Source organism: Streptomyces sp. NPDC006435 (assembly GCF_040612315.1).
In the GTDB taxonomy this organism is placed as follows: Bacteria; Actinomycetota; Actinomycetes; order Streptomycetales; family Streptomycetaceae; genus Streptomyces.
Genome location: NZ_JBEXPY010000010.1, coordinates 44,537 through 59,879, shown reverse-complemented (window position 1 = coordinate 59,879; position 15,343 = coordinate 44,537). Strand labels below are relative to the sequence as shown.

The window sequence follows — 15,343 nt, the reverse complement described above, 5'->3', positions numbered from 1 at the left end:
TGTGCGCCACCTGGCTCGTAGTGTCGTACTCATGACGACGAACGAGAACAGCGCACCGACCTCCGGCCTCAACCCCGAGCACGCCCCCCGCATGAAGCAGCCGTGGGCCGAGCTCGCCCCCGACGTCTACCGGGCGATGGTCCGGCTGGACAGGGCGGCCCGGAAGGGTGTCGACCCGGTCCTGGGCGAGCTGGTGAAGATCCGCGCCTCGCAGCTGAACCACTGCGCCTTCTGCCTCGACATGCACACCAAGGACGCGCTCGCGGCGGGCGAGTCGGTCGAGCGGATCGTCCAGCTCAGCGCGTGGGAGGAGTCGCGGCACTTCTACACGCCCAAGGAGACCGCGGCCCTCGAACTGACCGAGGCGGTGACCGTGCTGACCGACGGTTTCGTGCCGGACGAGGTGTGGGAGAAGGCTTCCGAGCACTTCGACGAGACCGAGCTCTCCCACCTGATCGCGGCGATCGTCTCGATCAACGCGTGGAACCGCTTCGCGGTGACCACCCGCATGGTTCCCGGCCACTACAAGCCGGGCGACATCAAGCACTGACCCGGCACGGTCCCGGCCCGACCGCGGCTCCCGGCCCGCGCGCCGGGTGCCGGGAGCCGGGTGCCAAGAGCCGGGTCGTGCGCCGGGTGCCACCCGGCGCATCCGCGTCACCGCCCGCCCCGTCCGTCTTCCGGCCCGCACCCACAGGAGTCACGCATGACCGCGTCCGTCCTCCGCGCCCTGCACCACGACCGCGCCCCCGGCGACCCGCTCGTCCTCCCCGGCCCGTGGGACGCGGCGAGCGCCCGCGCCTTCGCCGACGCGGGCTTCCCGGCGCTCGCGACGCCCAGCGCCGGCATCGCGGCCTCGCTCGGTTACGAGGACGGGGAGACGCCCGCCGCCGAGATGTTCGCGGCCGTGGCCAGGATCGTGCGGGCCGTCCCGGCCTCCGTGCCCGTGTCGGCGGACGTCGAGGCGGGTTACGGGCTGCCCCCGAAGGAGCTCGTGGAACGGCTCCTGGAGAGCGGGGCCGTCGGCTGCAACCTGGAGGACTCGGTCGACGGCACGCTCGTCGGGGCCGAGCGGCAGGCGGAGCGGATCGCCGCGGTCCGGGAGGCCGCGGGCGACCTCCTCTTCCTCAACGCCCGCGTCGACACGTACGTCCACGGCTCACCCGGCACCGCGGACCCGGAGGCGGAGACGGTCCGCCGGGCCCTGCTGTACGTGGCGGCGGGCGCGGACTGCGTCTATCCGATCCTGGCCCCGTCCGAGGCGCTGCCCCGGCTGGCCGCCGCCGTCCCCGGCCCGCTCAACGCCCTCGCCCTGCCGGACGGCCCGGCCCCGCGCCGGCTCGGCGAGCTGGGCGCGACCCGGATCACCTTCGGCCCCGGGCTGCAGCGCCGCGCCCTGGCGGCCGTGCGGGAGATCGCGGACGAACTGCGGAAGGCGTAGGCGGGCGGCAGGGGGTCGTGCCCGGTCCGCCGGGGGCGGTCCGGTCACGCCCCTCTGCCACCGAAGGCCGCCAGGGTCCGTTCCAGCATCGGCATGGCCCGCACCACGTTGCGGGAGCGGATCAGGGCGTCCCAGGCGGGCTCGAACTTCTTCCAGCCGCCCGCGTACGCCAGGTGCCTGAACCGTTCGTGCGTACCCGGCTGGGCCGCGGCGCCGCGCCATATGTTGGACCACCGGTAGAAGTCGCGGTACGCGCGCCAGTAGCCGTCCTCCAGCTGGTCCGGGGTCATGCCCTTCGGGCGGTACACGACGTGGCGGGTGTCGTAGAGGTCCCAGTCCCGGTGGACGATCCGGTCCTCCGCCTCCAGCTGCTTCCACAGCCCGGTGGACGGGTACGGCGTCATGATGTGGAAGGTGGCCGTCTCGATGCCCTGCCCGACCGCCCACCCCACCGTGCGGTCGAAGACGTCCGGGCCGTCGTGGTCGAGCCCGAAGACGAAGCTGGCGTTGACCATGACCCCGGCGTCGTGGAGCCGGCGCACGGCGGCCTCGTAGTCCTCGCCGATGTTCTGGTTCTTGCGCCGCTCGGCGAGGTTCGCGCTGTTCACCGTCTCGAAGCCGACGAACAGGCTGCGCAGCCCCGCGTCCACGGCGCGTTCCAGCAGGTCCGGCTGGAGCACGGACCTCACGGTGCCGGCCGCCTGCCAGAGCCGCCCCATGCCGGCCATCCCGTCGAACAGCGCCTCGGCGAAGCGGCGGTTGCCGAACAGGTGGTCGTCGAGGAAGTACAGGTGCCTGCCGGGCAGCCGCTCGATCTCGGCGAGCGCGTCGTCCACGGCCTGGGTGTAGAAGGACTTCCCGCCCTCGAAGAAGGCGTCCTTGTAACAGAAGTCGCAGTGGTGCGGACAGCCCCGCGAGACGACGATCGAGTTCGGCACCAGGTACAGATGACGTTTGATCAGGTCCCGGCGCACGGGCGGGAGCCCGGCCAGGGTGCGCAGCTTCGAGTCGTAGCGGCGGCCCGGCGCCCCGGCCCGGAACTCCTTGAGGAACAGCGGCCAGGTGTCCTCGCCCGGCCCGGTGAAGATCGTGTCGGCGTGCGCGGCGGCCTCGTCCGGCAGCGAGGTCACGTGCAGGCCGCCCATGGCGACGTGGACGCCCCGGGCGCGGAAGTGGTCGGCGATCTCGTAGCCGCGCCGCGCGGAGGTGATGTACGGCTGGACGACCAGGAGGTCGGGGCTGTCGAGCGCCTCGATGTCCACCCGTTCGACGTGCTCGTCGAGGAGCGTCACCTCGTCGTCCGGGTCGAGGTACCCGGCGAGGGTCGCCAGGCCCAACGGCGGGAAGAGCGAGTACTTGATGGGCCGGAACAGCGGGCTGGTCGCCTCGGTCAGTGCCGGGAGGATCATCGTCACGCGCATGAAAGCCCAGACTCGGGAAGCCGCGCAATCAGTTCCCGGCCGGGGCCGGGTTGTCCCCGGGCCCTTCCGTCACGCACGTCGCCCCCGGCAGCGGGTGCTGCCGGGGGCGACGGGGTACGCGCGAAGGGGCGTACGGATCAGATCAGGCCGAGCTCGCGAACCGCGTCGCGCTCCTCGGTGAGCTCCTTCACCGAGGCGTCGATGCGCTTGCGGGAGAACTCGTTGATGTCCAGGCCCTGGACGATCTCGTACGTGCCGTTCTTCGTGGTGACCGGGAAGGACGAGATGATGCCCTCGGGCACGCCGTAGGAGCCGTCCGACGGGATGCCCATGGAGGTCCAGTCGCCCTCGGCGGTGCCGTTGACCCAGGTGTGCACGTGGTCGATGGCGGCGTTGGCGGCGGAGGCGGCGGAGGACGCGCCACGGGCCTCGATGATCGCGGCGCCGCGCTTGGCGACGGTCGGGATGAAGGTGTCGGCCAGCCACACCTCGTCGTTGACGACCTCGGCGGCGTTCTTGCCCGCGATCTCCGCGTGGAAGATGTCCGGGTACTGGGTCGCCGAGTGGTTGCCCCAGATCGTCAGCTTCTTGATGTCGGAGACCGTGGTGCCGGTCTTCTTCGCCAGCTGCGTCAGCGCCCGGTTGTGGTCCAGCCGGGTCATCGCGGTGAAGCGCTCGGCCGGTACGTCCGGGGCGGCGGCCTGCGCGATGAGCGCGTTGGTGTTGGCCGGGTTGCCGACGACGAGGACCTTGATGTCGTCCGCGGCGTTGTCGTTGATGGCCTTGCCCTGCGGCTTGAAGATGCCACCGTTGGCGGAGAGCAGGTCACCGCGCTCCATGCCCTTGGTGCGCGGGCGGGCGCCGACCAGCAGGGCGACGTTGGCACCGTCGAACGCCTTGTTGGCGTCGTCGGTGATCTCGATGCCGCGCAGCAGCGGGAAGGCGCAGTCGTCGAGCTCCATCGCGGTGCCCTCGGCGGCCTTCAGGGCCGGGGTGATCTCCAGGAGGCGCAGGTTGACCGGCACGTCCGGGCCGAGCAGGTGGCCGGAGGCGATGCGGAAGAGCAGCGCGTAGCCGATCTGGCCGGCTGCGCCGGTCACGGTGACATTCACGGGAGTGCGGGTCATGGCGATCTCCGTTAGACAGCTGGCGGTGGGGGTCCCTGCCCCTGGTGCTGGACATCCCCGGTCTGAATCTTGACGTGAAGAGATATCCAGCGGTCAGGCTATCCGACCCGGAACCTTCCGGCGGCCCGGCCCCCTGTGGCACCGCACACAACCCGTCACACAGCGCTCACCCGGACGAATCCGGTCACTCGGAGGAGACCGGGGAAAGGCCGGGGGGAGGTTGGGGGAAGAGAGGGCGGGGAACGGGGCGCGCGGGAGTGCGCGAAACCAGGTGCATGCCCGCCGCGCACCCTTGTTCGCCACTCCGTTGCCGGACGATCACACCTTGGCGGAATGGTCACTTCCGTGCCACAGGCCCCAGCCGTCCCTTGAACCCCTTCACCCCGTCGACCAGGCTGAACGCAGGACAGGGGCAAGGCCGATCAAGTCGCCGTGGTCCGGGACGGAAGCGTTGCGGACCGGGTCTCGCCCCGGGTGTCCGTCCCTTCTCGGGGGAGGGGACGGGCACCGTCCCGAACCGCGCGACCGCCCGTACGGGCCGGGCCCGGCGGCCGGGCGAACCGGAACACCGCGACCGGCCGGTCGTGAACCGGCCGACCGCGGATCGCGGATCGGTGAGTCGGTGGATCAGCGGGTCGGTGAGTCGGTGAATCAGCGAATCGTGAAGTGGACGGCCTGTTCGAGGAACGGGATGTCCAGCCACGGCTCGGGCTGGGCCACCAGCGCCAGCATCACGATGAGGAAGCCGAGCACTCCGTAGGTCACCAGGTCGGTGAAGCGGGAACGGACCGCCAGCATGCCGACCGACCGGACCGTCATCCGCAGCACCGCGCCGCCGATGAGGGCCGCGCCGATCAGCATCGTGCCGACCCGGAACGCTTCGGCGAAGGGGTCGACGGCCACGATCAGCAGGCCGATCCCCGCCGTGCAGAGCACGGCGAGCAGCGGCCACTGCCGGGCCGGGGCGGGCGCGTCCCCGGGCGCGGCCCGGCCGCCGCCCTCGGGGCGCGCGGTGTCCTTGGTGAACAGGGGGAACCTCCGGGACGTCCGCGGAGCGGGGCCGGAGCCCCCGGCCCGGGTGCTGCCGGAGGCGACGGGCGCGTCCGCACCCGAGCCCGTACCCGCGTCGGCACCGGCGTCCGGCCGCGCCTCGCCACCGGCATCGCCGTTGGCATCGGCACCGCCGTCACCGTCACCGTCACCGGCGGCTTCGGCTCCGGCACCGGCGTCCTTCTCGGACTCCGGGCCGGTCCTCTTCCCCGGGCCCGTTCCGGTCTCCGCCCCGGTCTCCGCACCCGCGCCCGTCGCCGGGGTCTCGTCCGTACACGCGTCCTCGGCGGTCGGGTCGGCCGGACTCGTACCAGCACCCATGGGGTTCCTTCCGGATTCGGGTCGGCCGGCTCAGACGGCGGCGGCCGCGTTGCGCTCGGCCGCCTCGACCACGTTGACGAGCAGCTGCGCGCGGGTCATCGGGCCGACACCGCCCGGGTTCGGGGAGATCCAGGCGGCGACCTCGGCCACGCCCGGGTGGACGTCCCCGACGATCTTGCCGTTCTCGTCCCGGCTGACGCCGACGTCGAGCACGGCGGCGCCCGGCTTCACGTCCTCGGGCTTGATGATGTGCGGCACACCGGCGGCGGCGACGATGATGTCGGCCTGCTTGAGGTGGGCGGAGAGGTCACGCGTGCCGGTGTGGCACTGGGTGACGGTGGCGTTCTCGGACCTGCGGGTCAGCAGCAGCGGCATCGGGCGGCCGATCGTGACGCCCCGGCCCACGACCACGACGTTCGCCCCGTTGATCTCCACGCCGTGGTGACGGAGCAGCTGGACGACGCCCTGCGGGGTGCAGGGCAGCGGGCCCGTCTCGTTGAGCACCAGGCGGCCGAGGTTCATCGGGTGCAGGCCGTCGGCGTCCTTGGCCGGGTCCATCAGCTCCAGGACGCGGTTGGTGTCGATCCCCTTGGGCAGGGGGAGCTGCACGATGTAACCCGTGCAGTCGGGGTTCTCGTTGAGCTCCCGCACGACCGCCTCGATCTCCTCCTGGGTGGCGGTGTCGGGGAGTTCACGCTGAATGGAGCCGATGCCGACCTGCGCGCAGTCGCGGTGCTTGCCGTTCACGTACCAGCGGCTGCCCGGGTCGTCCCCGACCAGCAGGGTTCCCAGGCCGGGGGTGATGCCCCGTTCCTTGAGGGCCGCCACGCGGACGGTGAGATCGGACTTGATCGCGGCTGCGGTGGCCTTGCCATCGAGAATCTGGGCAGTCATGTCCCCATACTCGCGGATGACCCCGCCCCCATACCAATTCCAGGTGCCGTGAGCGGCCACGATGTTGCACTTGGGCAACATCCACCGGCCGCGACTGGACAAACTTACTTTTCATTTATAACGATTAACACCGCAGTGCCGCAGTAGTACCCGGGGGGCGGACCACTGAACTCTTCTTTCCTCCGTGCGGCCGCATCGTCCCCGCATGCACGTTGGAGGAACGCCCACATGAGTTTCGGCGCCCCGAACCCGGACCCGAACAATCCGTACGGCCAGCAGCCCCCGCAGGGCCAGCCCGGCTACGGCTACCCGCAGCAGCCCCCGCAGGGTCAGCCGGGTTACGGCTACCCGCAGCAGCCGCCGCAGGGCCAGCCGGGTTACGGCTACCCGCCCCAGGCCCCGGGCACGCTCCAGGCCAACAACGGCTACATCAACGTCCCGGTCCTCGGCACGGTCCAGGTCGCCTCGATGGGCCGCCGCTTCGGCGCGCGCCTCCTCGACGGCCTGATCATCGGTGTCCTCTACGGCATCCTCACCGCGGTCGGCGTGGCCGGTGCCCTGGGTCTCGCGGAGAGCGCCGACGACTGCGGTTCCGCCCTGGACCCGGGCTACCAGTCCTGTGTCAACGAGGCGAGCAGCGGCATCATCGTCACCATGCTCGGCATGATCGCCCTCTTCGGTCTGATCACGCTGCTCTACGAGTGGCTGATGATCGCGCTGGCCGGCGCGACCCTCGGCAAGATGGCCCTCGGCCTGAAGGTCGTCAAGGAGAACACCGGTCAGAACCCGGGCCTCGGCGGCGGCTTCATCCGCTGGATCATCCCGATCGTCGGTGCGTTCCTCTGCTACATCGGCGCCATCCTGGTCTACCTGTCGCCGTTCTTCGACAACTCCGGCAAGCTCCAGGGCTGGCACGACCGCGCCGCCGGAACCATCGTCGTCAAGAAGTAACGCGACGCCTTTTCCGTTCCACAACACGAAGGGCCGGAACTCCTCCCGGAGTTCCGGCCCTTCGTGTTGTGCGTCAGTGTTGTGCATCGATGTCGCGGAACGGTGTTGTGAACCGTCGGCGAAATCAGTGGAAGAAGTGGCGCGTGCCCGTGAAGTACATCGTCACGCCGGCCTTCTTCGCGGCCTCGACGACCAGTTCGTCACGGACCGAACCGCCCGGCTGGGCAACTGCCTTCACACCGGCCGCGGTCAGGATCTCCAGCCCGTCCGGGAACGGGAAGAACGCGTCGGAGGCGGCGTACGAACCGCGGGCGCGCTCCTCGCCGGCCCGCTCGACGGCCAGCTTCGCGGAGTCGACGCGGTTGACCTGGCCCATGCCGACGCCGACCGAGGCGCCGTCCTTGGCGAGCAGGATCGCGTTGGACTTGACCGCGCGGCACGCCTTCCACGCGAAGGCGAGCTCCTTCAGCTCGTCGGCGGTCAGGGCCTCACCGGTGGCGAGGGTCCAGTTGGCCGGGTCGTCGCCGTCGGCCTGGAGGCGGTCGGTGACCTGGAGCAGCGCACCACCGTCGATCGGCTTGACCTCGACCTCGGCGGTCGGGGCGTCGGGGCAGCGCAGCACGCGGATGTTCTTCTTGCGGGCCAGCACCTCGACGGCGCCGTCCTCGTACGCCGGGGCGACGATGACCTCGGTGAAGATCTCCGCGACCTGCTCGGCCATCGCGACGGTCACCGGGCGGTTGACGGCGATGACGCCGCCGAAGGCGGAGAGCGGGTCGCAGGCGTGGGCCTTGCGGTGGGCCTCGGCGACGTCGTCGGCGATCGCGATGCCGCACGGGTTGGCGTGCTTGATGATCGCGACGCACGGCTCGGCGTGGTCGTACGCGGCCCGGCGCGCGGCGTCGGTGTCCGTGTAGTTGTTGTACGACATCTCCTTGCCGTGCAGCTGCTCGGCCCCGGCCAGGCCGCCGGCGCCGGTGGTGTAGAGCGCGGCGGGCTGGTGCGGGTTCTCCCCGTACCGCAGGACGTTGCTGCGCTCGTACGTCGTGCCGAAGAAGTCGGGGAAGCCCGAGTCGTCGGCGGCGGCGTAGTCGTCCGCGAACCAGGACGCCACGGCGACGTCGTACGCGGCGGTGTGCTGGAACGCCTCGGCGGCCAGCCGCTTGCGGGCGGTCAGGTCGAAACCGCCCGCCCTGACGGCCGCGAGGACGTCGGCGTAGCGCCCGGGGCTGGTCACGACCGCCACGGACGGGTGGTTCTTGGCGGCGGCGCGGACCATGGACGGGCCGCCGATGTCGATCTGCTCCACGCACTCGTCGGCGGAGGCGCCGGAGGCGACGGTCTCCTTGAACGGGTAGAGGTTGACGACCACCAGGTCGAACGGCTCCACGCCCAGCTCGGCGAGCTGCTCGCGGTGGGCGTCCAGGCGCAGGTCCGCGAGGATGCCGGCGTGGACGCGCGGGTGCAGCGTCTTCACGCGGCCGTCGAGGCACTCGGGGAAGCCGGTGAGCTCCTCGACCTTGGTGACCGGGACTCCGGCGGCGGCGATCCTTCCGGCGGTGGAGCCGGTGGAGACCAGCTCGACACCCGCCTCGTGCAGACCGCGGGCGAGGTCTTCGAGCCCCGTCTTGTCGTAGACACTGACCAGGGCGCGGCGGATGGGCTTATTCACCGACATGACCGAGATGAACCTTTCGTCCCTCAATGCGATAGCCGTCGCGGGCGAGCCGGCCGACGGCCTCGACGAGCAGCTTGCGCTCGACTTGTTTGATGCGTTCGTGGAGGGCCTCTTCGCCCTCCGCCGTGTCCTCTTCGGTCACCTCGACCACGCCCTGCGCGATGATCGGGCCGGTGTCGACGCCGTCGTCGACGAAGTGGACGGTGCACCCGGTGACCTTCACGCCGTACGCGAGGGCGTCGCGCACCCCGTGGGCACCGGGAAAGCTGGGGAGCAGGGCGGGGTGGGTGTTGACGAACCGGCCGCCGAACCGGGCGAGGAACTCCTTGCCCACGATCTTCATGAATCCCGCGGACACCACGAGGTCCGGGCGGTGCTCGGCGGTCGCGGCCGCGAGCGCCGCGTCCCACTCCTCGCGGGTGGCGTGGTCCTTGACCCGGCACACGAAGGTCGGCAGTCCGGCGCGCTCCGCCCGTTCGAGACCGGCGATGCCGGAGCGGTCGGCGCCGACCGCGACGACCTGCGCGCCGAAGCCCTCGGGGTCGTCGCCGATGGCGTCGAGCAGCGCCTGGAGGTTCGTGCCCGAGCCGGAGACCAGTACGACCAGACGTGCCGGGGCGGCGGAGGGGGGCGGGGAGGCCACGGCTGGGCCCTTTCTCGCGTGATGAAGCAGAGCGGTGCTGATTTGTATGGTCGTACGAAAGAACCGAGCCCCTCGATACGGGGAACTCTACGAACAAGTCGACCGCCAGCAACGATACCGGCACCGCGGGGAACCCCCACGGGACGGGGTCGCGGGCCCCCGGACCCGCGGTGCGCGTCCGGGTGACGGATATCGGCCGTCCGCGCTCCGCTCCCCGCTTTCGGCGGCTCCTGGCCGGGAGGTAGCGTCAGGGGACAGCGATCCGTCCACAGGGCGGAAATGACGAGATGGGGAAGACGTTCACCACATGCCGGACCCACGCCGCAGCACCGCCTTCCGCCGCCCGTCGCCCGGGCGGACCTCACTGCTGATGCGGGAGGGCCAGTCCTCCACGGACTCCTCCTCCTCTTCCTCCGGCACCCCGGGGTCCGCCGGGACGCCCGGCCCCGCGAACGACAACCCGTTCGCCGCACCGCCCGAGAACCGGCCCGACCAGCCCTGGCAGCCCCGCCTCCCCTCGAACACCGGCAACGGCGGCGGGAACGGCGAGGGGTCGTCCGGGGACGGCTCCTCCGACGACCGGTCGGGCCGGGGCAGCCGGTGGAGCAGCCGGCAGCCGGGCCGCCAGGGCGGCGGCTTCGGCGGGCGTCCCGGGGGCCAGGGCGGGCCGAACGGCCAGGGCGGGTCCGAGGGCAACCCCGGCGGCCTGCGCTGGGACCCGACCGACCCCGCCCAGCGCCGGGCCCGCTACTCGCTGCTCTGCGGCATGTGGGCCTTCTTCTTCGCGATCTTCGACTTCCCGGAGATCGCCCTGCTGCTCGGCGCGCTCGCCGTGTACTGGTCGATCAGCTCGCTCCGGTCCAAGCCGGACGCGGCCACCGGGTCGGCCACCGGCCGGGCAGGCTCCGTCCCGGCCCCGGGCGCCCCGGCCGGCGGGCCGCTCCAGGGCTCCGGCTCCGGACACGTCCCGGCGGCAGCGACCGGCGCCCCCGGTGCCCCGGCGGCCCAGGGCGGCGGCAGGCAGCAGACCACGGCCGCGATCAGCGGCCTGGTGACGGCGCTGATCGCGCTCTCGATCGTCGCGACGACGTTCACGGTGCAGCTGGTCTACCGCGACTACTACACCTGCGTGAACGACGCCCTGACCAAGTCCGCCCAGCTGGCCTGCAACGACCAGCTGCCGAAGCCGCTGGAGCCGTTCTTCGGCGTGAAGAACTAGTCGCCTCGGCCGATCGCATCGGAAGATCCGTGCGACGGTGCCCGGTCGGCGGGCACCGTCGCACGGAGATGCGTTCACGACGACGTGCAGAGCGCCTCTGCGGTGACCTTCTGGGCCGTGCCCGTCGTGTTCTCGGCGGTGATCTGCCATCCGGTGCCGTCGGCGAGTGCGCGGGAGGCCCCGATGAATGCCTGGCCACTGGGGAAGGAGCCACCACCGCTGGCGACTTGGCCGGGGTCGCAATTGGCCGTCGCAACCGCCTCGTCGCCGGGCTGGACGGTGATCTGGGCGCCGAGGCGGGGCTCATGGGCGACCGCCGAGCACAGGGCGACCGCGTTGAAGTTCTGCACCGCGTTCGAGTCGTTGAACACCACTACGTTGTACGACTGGGTCGCGCCGGAGAACCGCAGGCCGACGACGTCGGTGCCGGTCGCCTCCCACCCTCCGCCGGTGGGTACCTGGCTGCCGGGGCAGCGGATGAAGCTGCTGACGCTCTGCGAGTGGGCGGGGACCGTCAGGGGGGTGTCGGCCACGCGCGTGTGGGACTGGGCCGTGCAGACGACGAAGGCCGCACCCCGCCGCTCCACGCCCGATTTGTTGCTGAACTCGACTTCCCACGCGTTGCCTCGGGGTGCGGAGCCGGTCAGGAAGAGCCCTTTGCCGGATCTCACCCCGCCGCCGCCGCTTGGTTCACGGCCGGCTGGGCACGACGCGACGGCCGTTCTGGCCTGACCTGCCGGCACGATCACCTCGGCGCCCTGGCTCCCGGTGTGGTCCGTGGGGGCCGCGACCCCGGGGCCGGAGGCGGGCGCACCGCTTGTCCGGCCGACGGCATCGGCCATTCCCGCGGTGAGGGTCAGGGCGGCGACCGCCACCATCACAGGCATCCTGTTCCACTTCACTTCGTCCTCCTGGGTGCTGTTGCTGTCGGAGGCCATGAATGCCCGACAGCCCCGGGACGAACCAGAAAGCCACTCCCCTGGAGTCGGCAGGACCCAAGAACTTCACTCGCGTGAACGGACGCCCCGGGCCGTGTCCCGGATGCGGCCACAAGAACTGGCGGATCAGGGCGAGTTGGGCTGTCGCCCCGTGGCGGACGACAGGCTTCCCGGACCCGTGGCCACGCCGCGAGCGTGCTTCGGGAAGCCCGATCCGGCCGGTCCCCCGCGCGGTGGGGCCGCTCGTTCACGGGTTTCCGGACGGTCCGCCCTCTCCCGGCCGGGCCGTCCGCTCGTGCCACGGGTCGGTCGGCAGGAAGTCGTACGGTTCGAAGCCGTCGTCCTCGTCCTCGCCCGGTCCGGGCGCGACGGCCGGGCCCGGCACCCGGGCGGAGGCGGCGGGTGCGGGGGCGGGCGCGGGGGCGGGCGCGGACACAGCCGCCCCACCGGTACCACCGGCACCGACACCGGCGTTCGACTTCGACTTCGGTGCGGGAGCCGGGGCGGCCACGGACACGGCATCCGGTACGGGCGGCTCGGCCCCGGCCGCCCCGCCGTCACCCCGACGGCCGCGCCACGGCCACCACCGCCACCCCAAGCCGTCCTCTTCCTGCTGCTCCTGCCGCTCCCGCCGCTCCCGGGCCGGCTGTTCCCCGGCCCCCTCCCCGGCCCCGTCCTCGCCCTCGTCGTGCTCCCGCAGCCGCCAGGTCCTCAGCAGCAGCGCTCCCGGAACGCCGACGAGCATCGCCCATGCCAGGGCCGCCGCCCCCGTCATCCACCACACCGGCCCGAACTCCGCCAGGGTCCGGGTCCCGAGCGGCCCTCCCGACGCAGCCGCCAGCACCGCCGCGCCGACCCCGCACCCCACCGCACCCAGGGCGGCCGTCAGCGCGGTCTCCCGCAGGCTCCACGCCTCCTCCCGCGCCGCGTGCGCGGGCGCGGCCCGGCGCACCGTGAACCAGGCGATCGTCACCCCCGCCGCGACCGGCACCGCCCCGGCCGCCCAGTTCGGGGCCGTGCCGGGGCCCTCGGCCGGTACCGCGGCGAGCAGCGGGAAGGCGGGCAGCGCCGGGCTCCCCGAGAAGGCGAACGGGGTGACCGTGGACGCCGTACCGAGCGCGAAGCCCGGCCCGAGCCCGTACGCCGCGGCCCAGACCGCCGCGTTCGGCACCAGCACCAGCGCGAGCAGCAGGACCGCGACCTGCCCCGCCCCGTCGTCCGAGAGCCGGACGAACGACTGCTGTGCGGACTCCGAGTGCCGGATCAGCGCCACCGCGACGAGCAGCGCACCGCCGCCGAGCAGCGCCGCCGTCCCGGCCGCGGCCGAGCGGCATGCCGTCCTCACCCGTTCCCCGAACCGGTCGCGCGCCAGCGCCTCGTGCAGCCGCACCGGCGCCCAGGACGGCGGCGGTCCGACCGGGCGTCCGGCCGCCGTCCAGACCCCGGCCGCCGCGGCGCCCGTCACTACGACGGCCGAGGGGAGGAGCAGCGACATCGGGCGCACGGACAGCGTGCCGCCGCCCCGCGCGTAGACCGCGACGGCCGCCCCCACCAGCAGGTACCCGCCGACGACCATGAGGAAGGCGAGCGTCGTCGAGGACACCGGGCGCTCCTCGTCCGCCAGCGCGTCCCGGACCGCCCGGTGCACGAGCCACACCGGCACCACCCCGAGCAGCAGCGGAACGAGGCCGACCGGAGCAGGGACCCCGCTGAGCGTGTCGGTCCTGATCAGCTCGGCGCCGTGCGCGAGCAGCCAGAGCCCGGCCGCCGTGTGGAGGGCGCCGCCGGGGCTGCTGTCGGGGTCCGGGGAACAGATCCACAGCACCAGGACGAGCACGGTCAGCGAGCCCAGTCCCAGCCCGGCCGCGATCGCTCCGCGCAGGAGGGCGAAGAGCGGTGCGGCGGACCGGTTGGACTCCGCCGACGACGACGGACTGCGTTCGGTCATTCGGGTCACACCGCAATGCTCCCAACGACACGCTCTTATTTCGTGTAACAGGCGAACGGCCGCTGTGTCGCTCAATATACGTTTATGTTCTTTTTCACCCGGTGTCGCTCCAACGGGGGTTCTACATGACGCGTAGTCCGGCCGACCCGGCCGCCGCCCATCCACTCCCCTCCCCCAAGGAGCGACGCAGACTGCGCGAGGCGAAGTCACTGAGTGAGGAGCAGGTGGCGACGGCCGTGGGCGTCACCCGGGCCACGGTCCGGTCCTGGGAGACGGGACGCAGTTCTCCCCGGGGGCGGAAGCGCGAGGCATACGCCAGGCTGATCGACGGAGGCAGGACGGGCCCGCAGGCCCCGCCTCCGAACTCACGGACGAAGACGGCCGCCGCGAACACCCGGCCGAAGGCCGCCGCCAAACGGGCCGCCCGGCCGACGTCGCCGACGACGGTCGCGAGACTGGCCAAACCGGTGGTGTCCACGAAGCCGGGGCCGTCCGCGCAGCCGTCGTCCCGTCCGCCGAACCCCGTCGAAGCCACCGGGAGCACCGCCATGGCCCCGACCGAGCCCGGCATCACCCCCGATCCGCCCGGCACGCCCACCACCCGCCGCGCACCCGCGGCCAAACGCGTGTCGGTCACCAAACGCACCTCCACCACCAGACGCACGTCCACCACCGAACGCGCGTCGGTCGCCGAACGCGCGCCCACGGCACCGCCCGCGGCGCCCAGGACACCCGCAGCACCCGCGGCCCCCGCGGCCCCCGCGGCGTCCTCGGCACCCGTGATGCCCTCCGCGTCCCCGGAGAACGGGACGGTCGAGGACCGGGCCGACGGGCCCTCCCCCGCCGAGGCGTTCGACGCCCTGTACCGGCACTGCGCCGAGGCCCTCTTCCGGCAGGCCTTCCTGCTGACCGGGCGCCGGGCCCTGGCCCGGGAGTCCGTCGCGCAGGCCTTCGCCCTGGCCTGGGACCGCTGGCCCGAGGTCGCGGTGGACCGGGACCCGGTGGGCTGGGTACGGGCCGCGGCGTACGAGTACGCCGTGTCGCCGTGGCACCGGCTGCGCCGCGCCCACCGCCACCCCGACCCGCCGCAGGCCGAGCCCGGTGCGCGGGCCCTGCTCGACGCGCTGCTCGAACTGCCGCCGTCGTACCGGCGCACCCTGCTGCTCCATGACGGGGTCGGCCTGGACCTGCCGGACACGGCGGCGGAGACGGAGGCGAGCACCCCGGCGGCGGCGAGCCGGCTGATGAACGCCCGCGCCGCGATCGCCGAGCGGCTCTCCGCGCCGACGGAACCCGGCACCGATGCCGCCTCCGACTCCGGGCATTCCGGGGCCGATTCCGGGCAGTCCGGGACCGAGGCGTCCGCGGACCGGGCGGCGCTCCTGCACGAACGGCTCGGCGCGCTCGCCCTGGCCCAGCCCTGCGGCTCGCTGCTTCCGCCCGCCATGGTCCGTGAGGGCAGCGAGCGCAAGGCCCAGCTGTGGACCAGGGCGGCCGTCTCCTTCACGGTGCTGATCATCGGCCTGACGCTGTTCACCCTGGCGACGGCCACGGCACGGTACGAGGCCCCGGCGTCACCCGCCCGGCAGGTCGACGGGGTGCCGCCGCACGGCGGTCCGGAGAAGCTGACACCGCAGGACCTGAAGCTGCGGAAGAAGCTGCACGGCGAACTCGTGCAGGGCCCGGCACGGCTGGTCCCCGGCGCCGACTGA

Annotated in this window: 13 protein-coding genes; 5 read left to right on the top strand and 8 right to left on the bottom strand. The window is 72.6% G+C overall.

Features of this window, described 5'->3' with window-relative positions:
- Window positions 1–31 precede the first annotated feature (31 nt).
- Together ABZZ04_RS13370 and ABZZ04_RS13365 are read left to right on the top strand one after the other, a co-directional pair.
- Window positions 32–550, top strand: a complete 519-nt coding sequence (locus ABZZ04_RS13370) for a carboxymuconolactone decarboxylase family protein (RefSeq protein ID WP_356932324.1) — start codon at window positions 32–34, stop codon at window positions 548–550.
- Window positions 551–706: 156 nt separating this feature from the next.
- The gene (locus tag ABZZ04_RS13365; protein ID WP_356932323.1) at window positions 707–1,441 is read left to right on the top strand and encodes an isocitrate lyase/phosphoenolpyruvate mutase family protein; all 735 of its coding nucleotides are present in this window, start codon (window positions 707–709) and stop codon (window positions 1,439–1,441) included.
- Window positions 1,442–1,485: 44 nt separating this feature from the next.
- Here the strand turns inward: ABZZ04_RS13365 and ABZZ04_RS13360 are convergent, their stop codons facing one another.
- From ABZZ04_RS13360 to ABZZ04_RS13345, 4 genes are all read right to left on the bottom strand, one after another.
- Entirely contained in the window at window positions 1,486–2,862 is a 1,377-nt protein-coding gene (locus ABZZ04_RS13360; protein ID WP_356932322.1) for a radical SAM protein, read from the bottom strand.
- 137 nt (window positions 2,863–2,999) lie between these two features.
- On the bottom strand, window positions 3,000–3,989 hold the full coding sequence (locus tag ABZZ04_RS13355; protein WP_356932321.1) for a malate dehydrogenase: 990 nt from the start codon (window positions 3,987–3,989) through the stop codon (window positions 3,000–3,002).
- 651 nt (window positions 3,990–4,640) lie between these two features.
- Window positions 4,641–5,360 carry a DUF3017 domain-containing protein gene (locus tag ABZZ04_RS13350; protein WP_356932320.1) on the bottom strand — a complete coding sequence of 240 codons (720 nt, stop codon included), beginning with the start codon at window positions 5,358–5,360 and terminating at the stop codon, window positions 4,641–4,643.
- A gap of 30 nt (window positions 5,361–5,390) precedes the next feature.
- Window positions 5,391–6,254, bottom strand: a complete 864-nt coding sequence (locus ABZZ04_RS13345; protein WP_148838793.1) for a bifunctional methylenetetrahydrofolate dehydrogenase/methenyltetrahydrofolate cyclohydrolase — start codon at window positions 6,252–6,254, stop codon at window positions 5,391–5,393.
- A gap of 228 nt (window positions 6,255–6,482) precedes the next feature.
- Between ABZZ04_RS13345 and ABZZ04_RS13340 the strand changes: the two genes are divergently transcribed.
- Entirely contained in the window at window positions 6,483–7,205 is a 723-nt protein-coding gene (locus tag ABZZ04_RS13340) for an RDD family protein (protein WP_356932319.1), read from the top strand.
- A 124-nt stretch (window positions 7,206–7,329) separates the two neighbouring features.
- Here ABZZ04_RS13340 and purH read toward each other — a convergent pair whose 3' ends face one another.
- Both purH and purN read right to left on the bottom strand, forming a co-directional pair.
- Window positions 7,330–8,883, bottom strand: a complete 1,554-nt coding sequence (gene purH, locus ABZZ04_RS13335) for a bifunctional phosphoribosylaminoimidazolecarboxamide formyltransferase/IMP cyclohydrolase (RefSeq protein WP_356932318.1) — start codon at window positions 8,881–8,883, stop codon at window positions 7,330–7,332.
- Window positions 8,870–9,526 (bottom strand): phosphoribosylglycinamide formyltransferase, encoded by a 657-nt coding sequence (gene purN, locus ABZZ04_RS13330; protein ID WP_148838790.1) that lies wholly within the window; start codon window positions 9,524–9,526, stop codon window positions 8,870–8,872. Before purN ends, purH begins: the two co-directional genes overlap by 14 nt.
- 307 nt (window positions 9,527–9,833) lie before the next feature.
- Here purN and ABZZ04_RS13325 point away from each other — a divergent pair, with 307 nt between their 5' ends.
- Window positions 9,834–10,745 (top strand): hypothetical protein, encoded by a 912-nt coding sequence (locus ABZZ04_RS13325; RefSeq protein ID WP_356932317.1) that lies wholly within the window; start codon window positions 9,834–9,836, stop codon window positions 10,743–10,745.
- A gap of 74 nt (window positions 10,746–10,819) precedes the next feature.
- On the opposite strand, the gene ABZZ04_RS13320 is transcribed toward ABZZ04_RS13325, so the two are convergent.
- Both ABZZ04_RS13320 and ABZZ04_RS13315 read right to left on the bottom strand, forming a co-directional pair.
- Window positions 10,820–11,647, bottom strand: a complete 828-nt coding sequence (locus tag ABZZ04_RS13320) for a hypothetical protein (RefSeq protein ID WP_356932316.1) — start codon at window positions 11,645–11,647, stop codon at window positions 10,820–10,822.
- 283 nt (window positions 11,648–11,930) lie between these two features.
- A complete protein-coding gene (locus ABZZ04_RS13315; RefSeq protein WP_356932315.1) occupies window positions 11,931–13,631 on the bottom strand; it encodes a DUF6350 family protein in 1,701 nt (566 codons plus the stop codon).
- 125 nt (window positions 13,632–13,756) lie between these two features.
- Here ABZZ04_RS13315 and ABZZ04_RS13310 point away from each other — a divergent pair, with 125 nt between their 5' ends.
- Window positions 13,757–15,343 (top strand): sigma factor-like helix-turn-helix DNA-binding protein, encoded by a 1,587-nt coding sequence (locus ABZZ04_RS13310; protein WP_356932314.1) that lies wholly within the window; start codon window positions 13,757–13,759, stop codon window positions 15,341–15,343.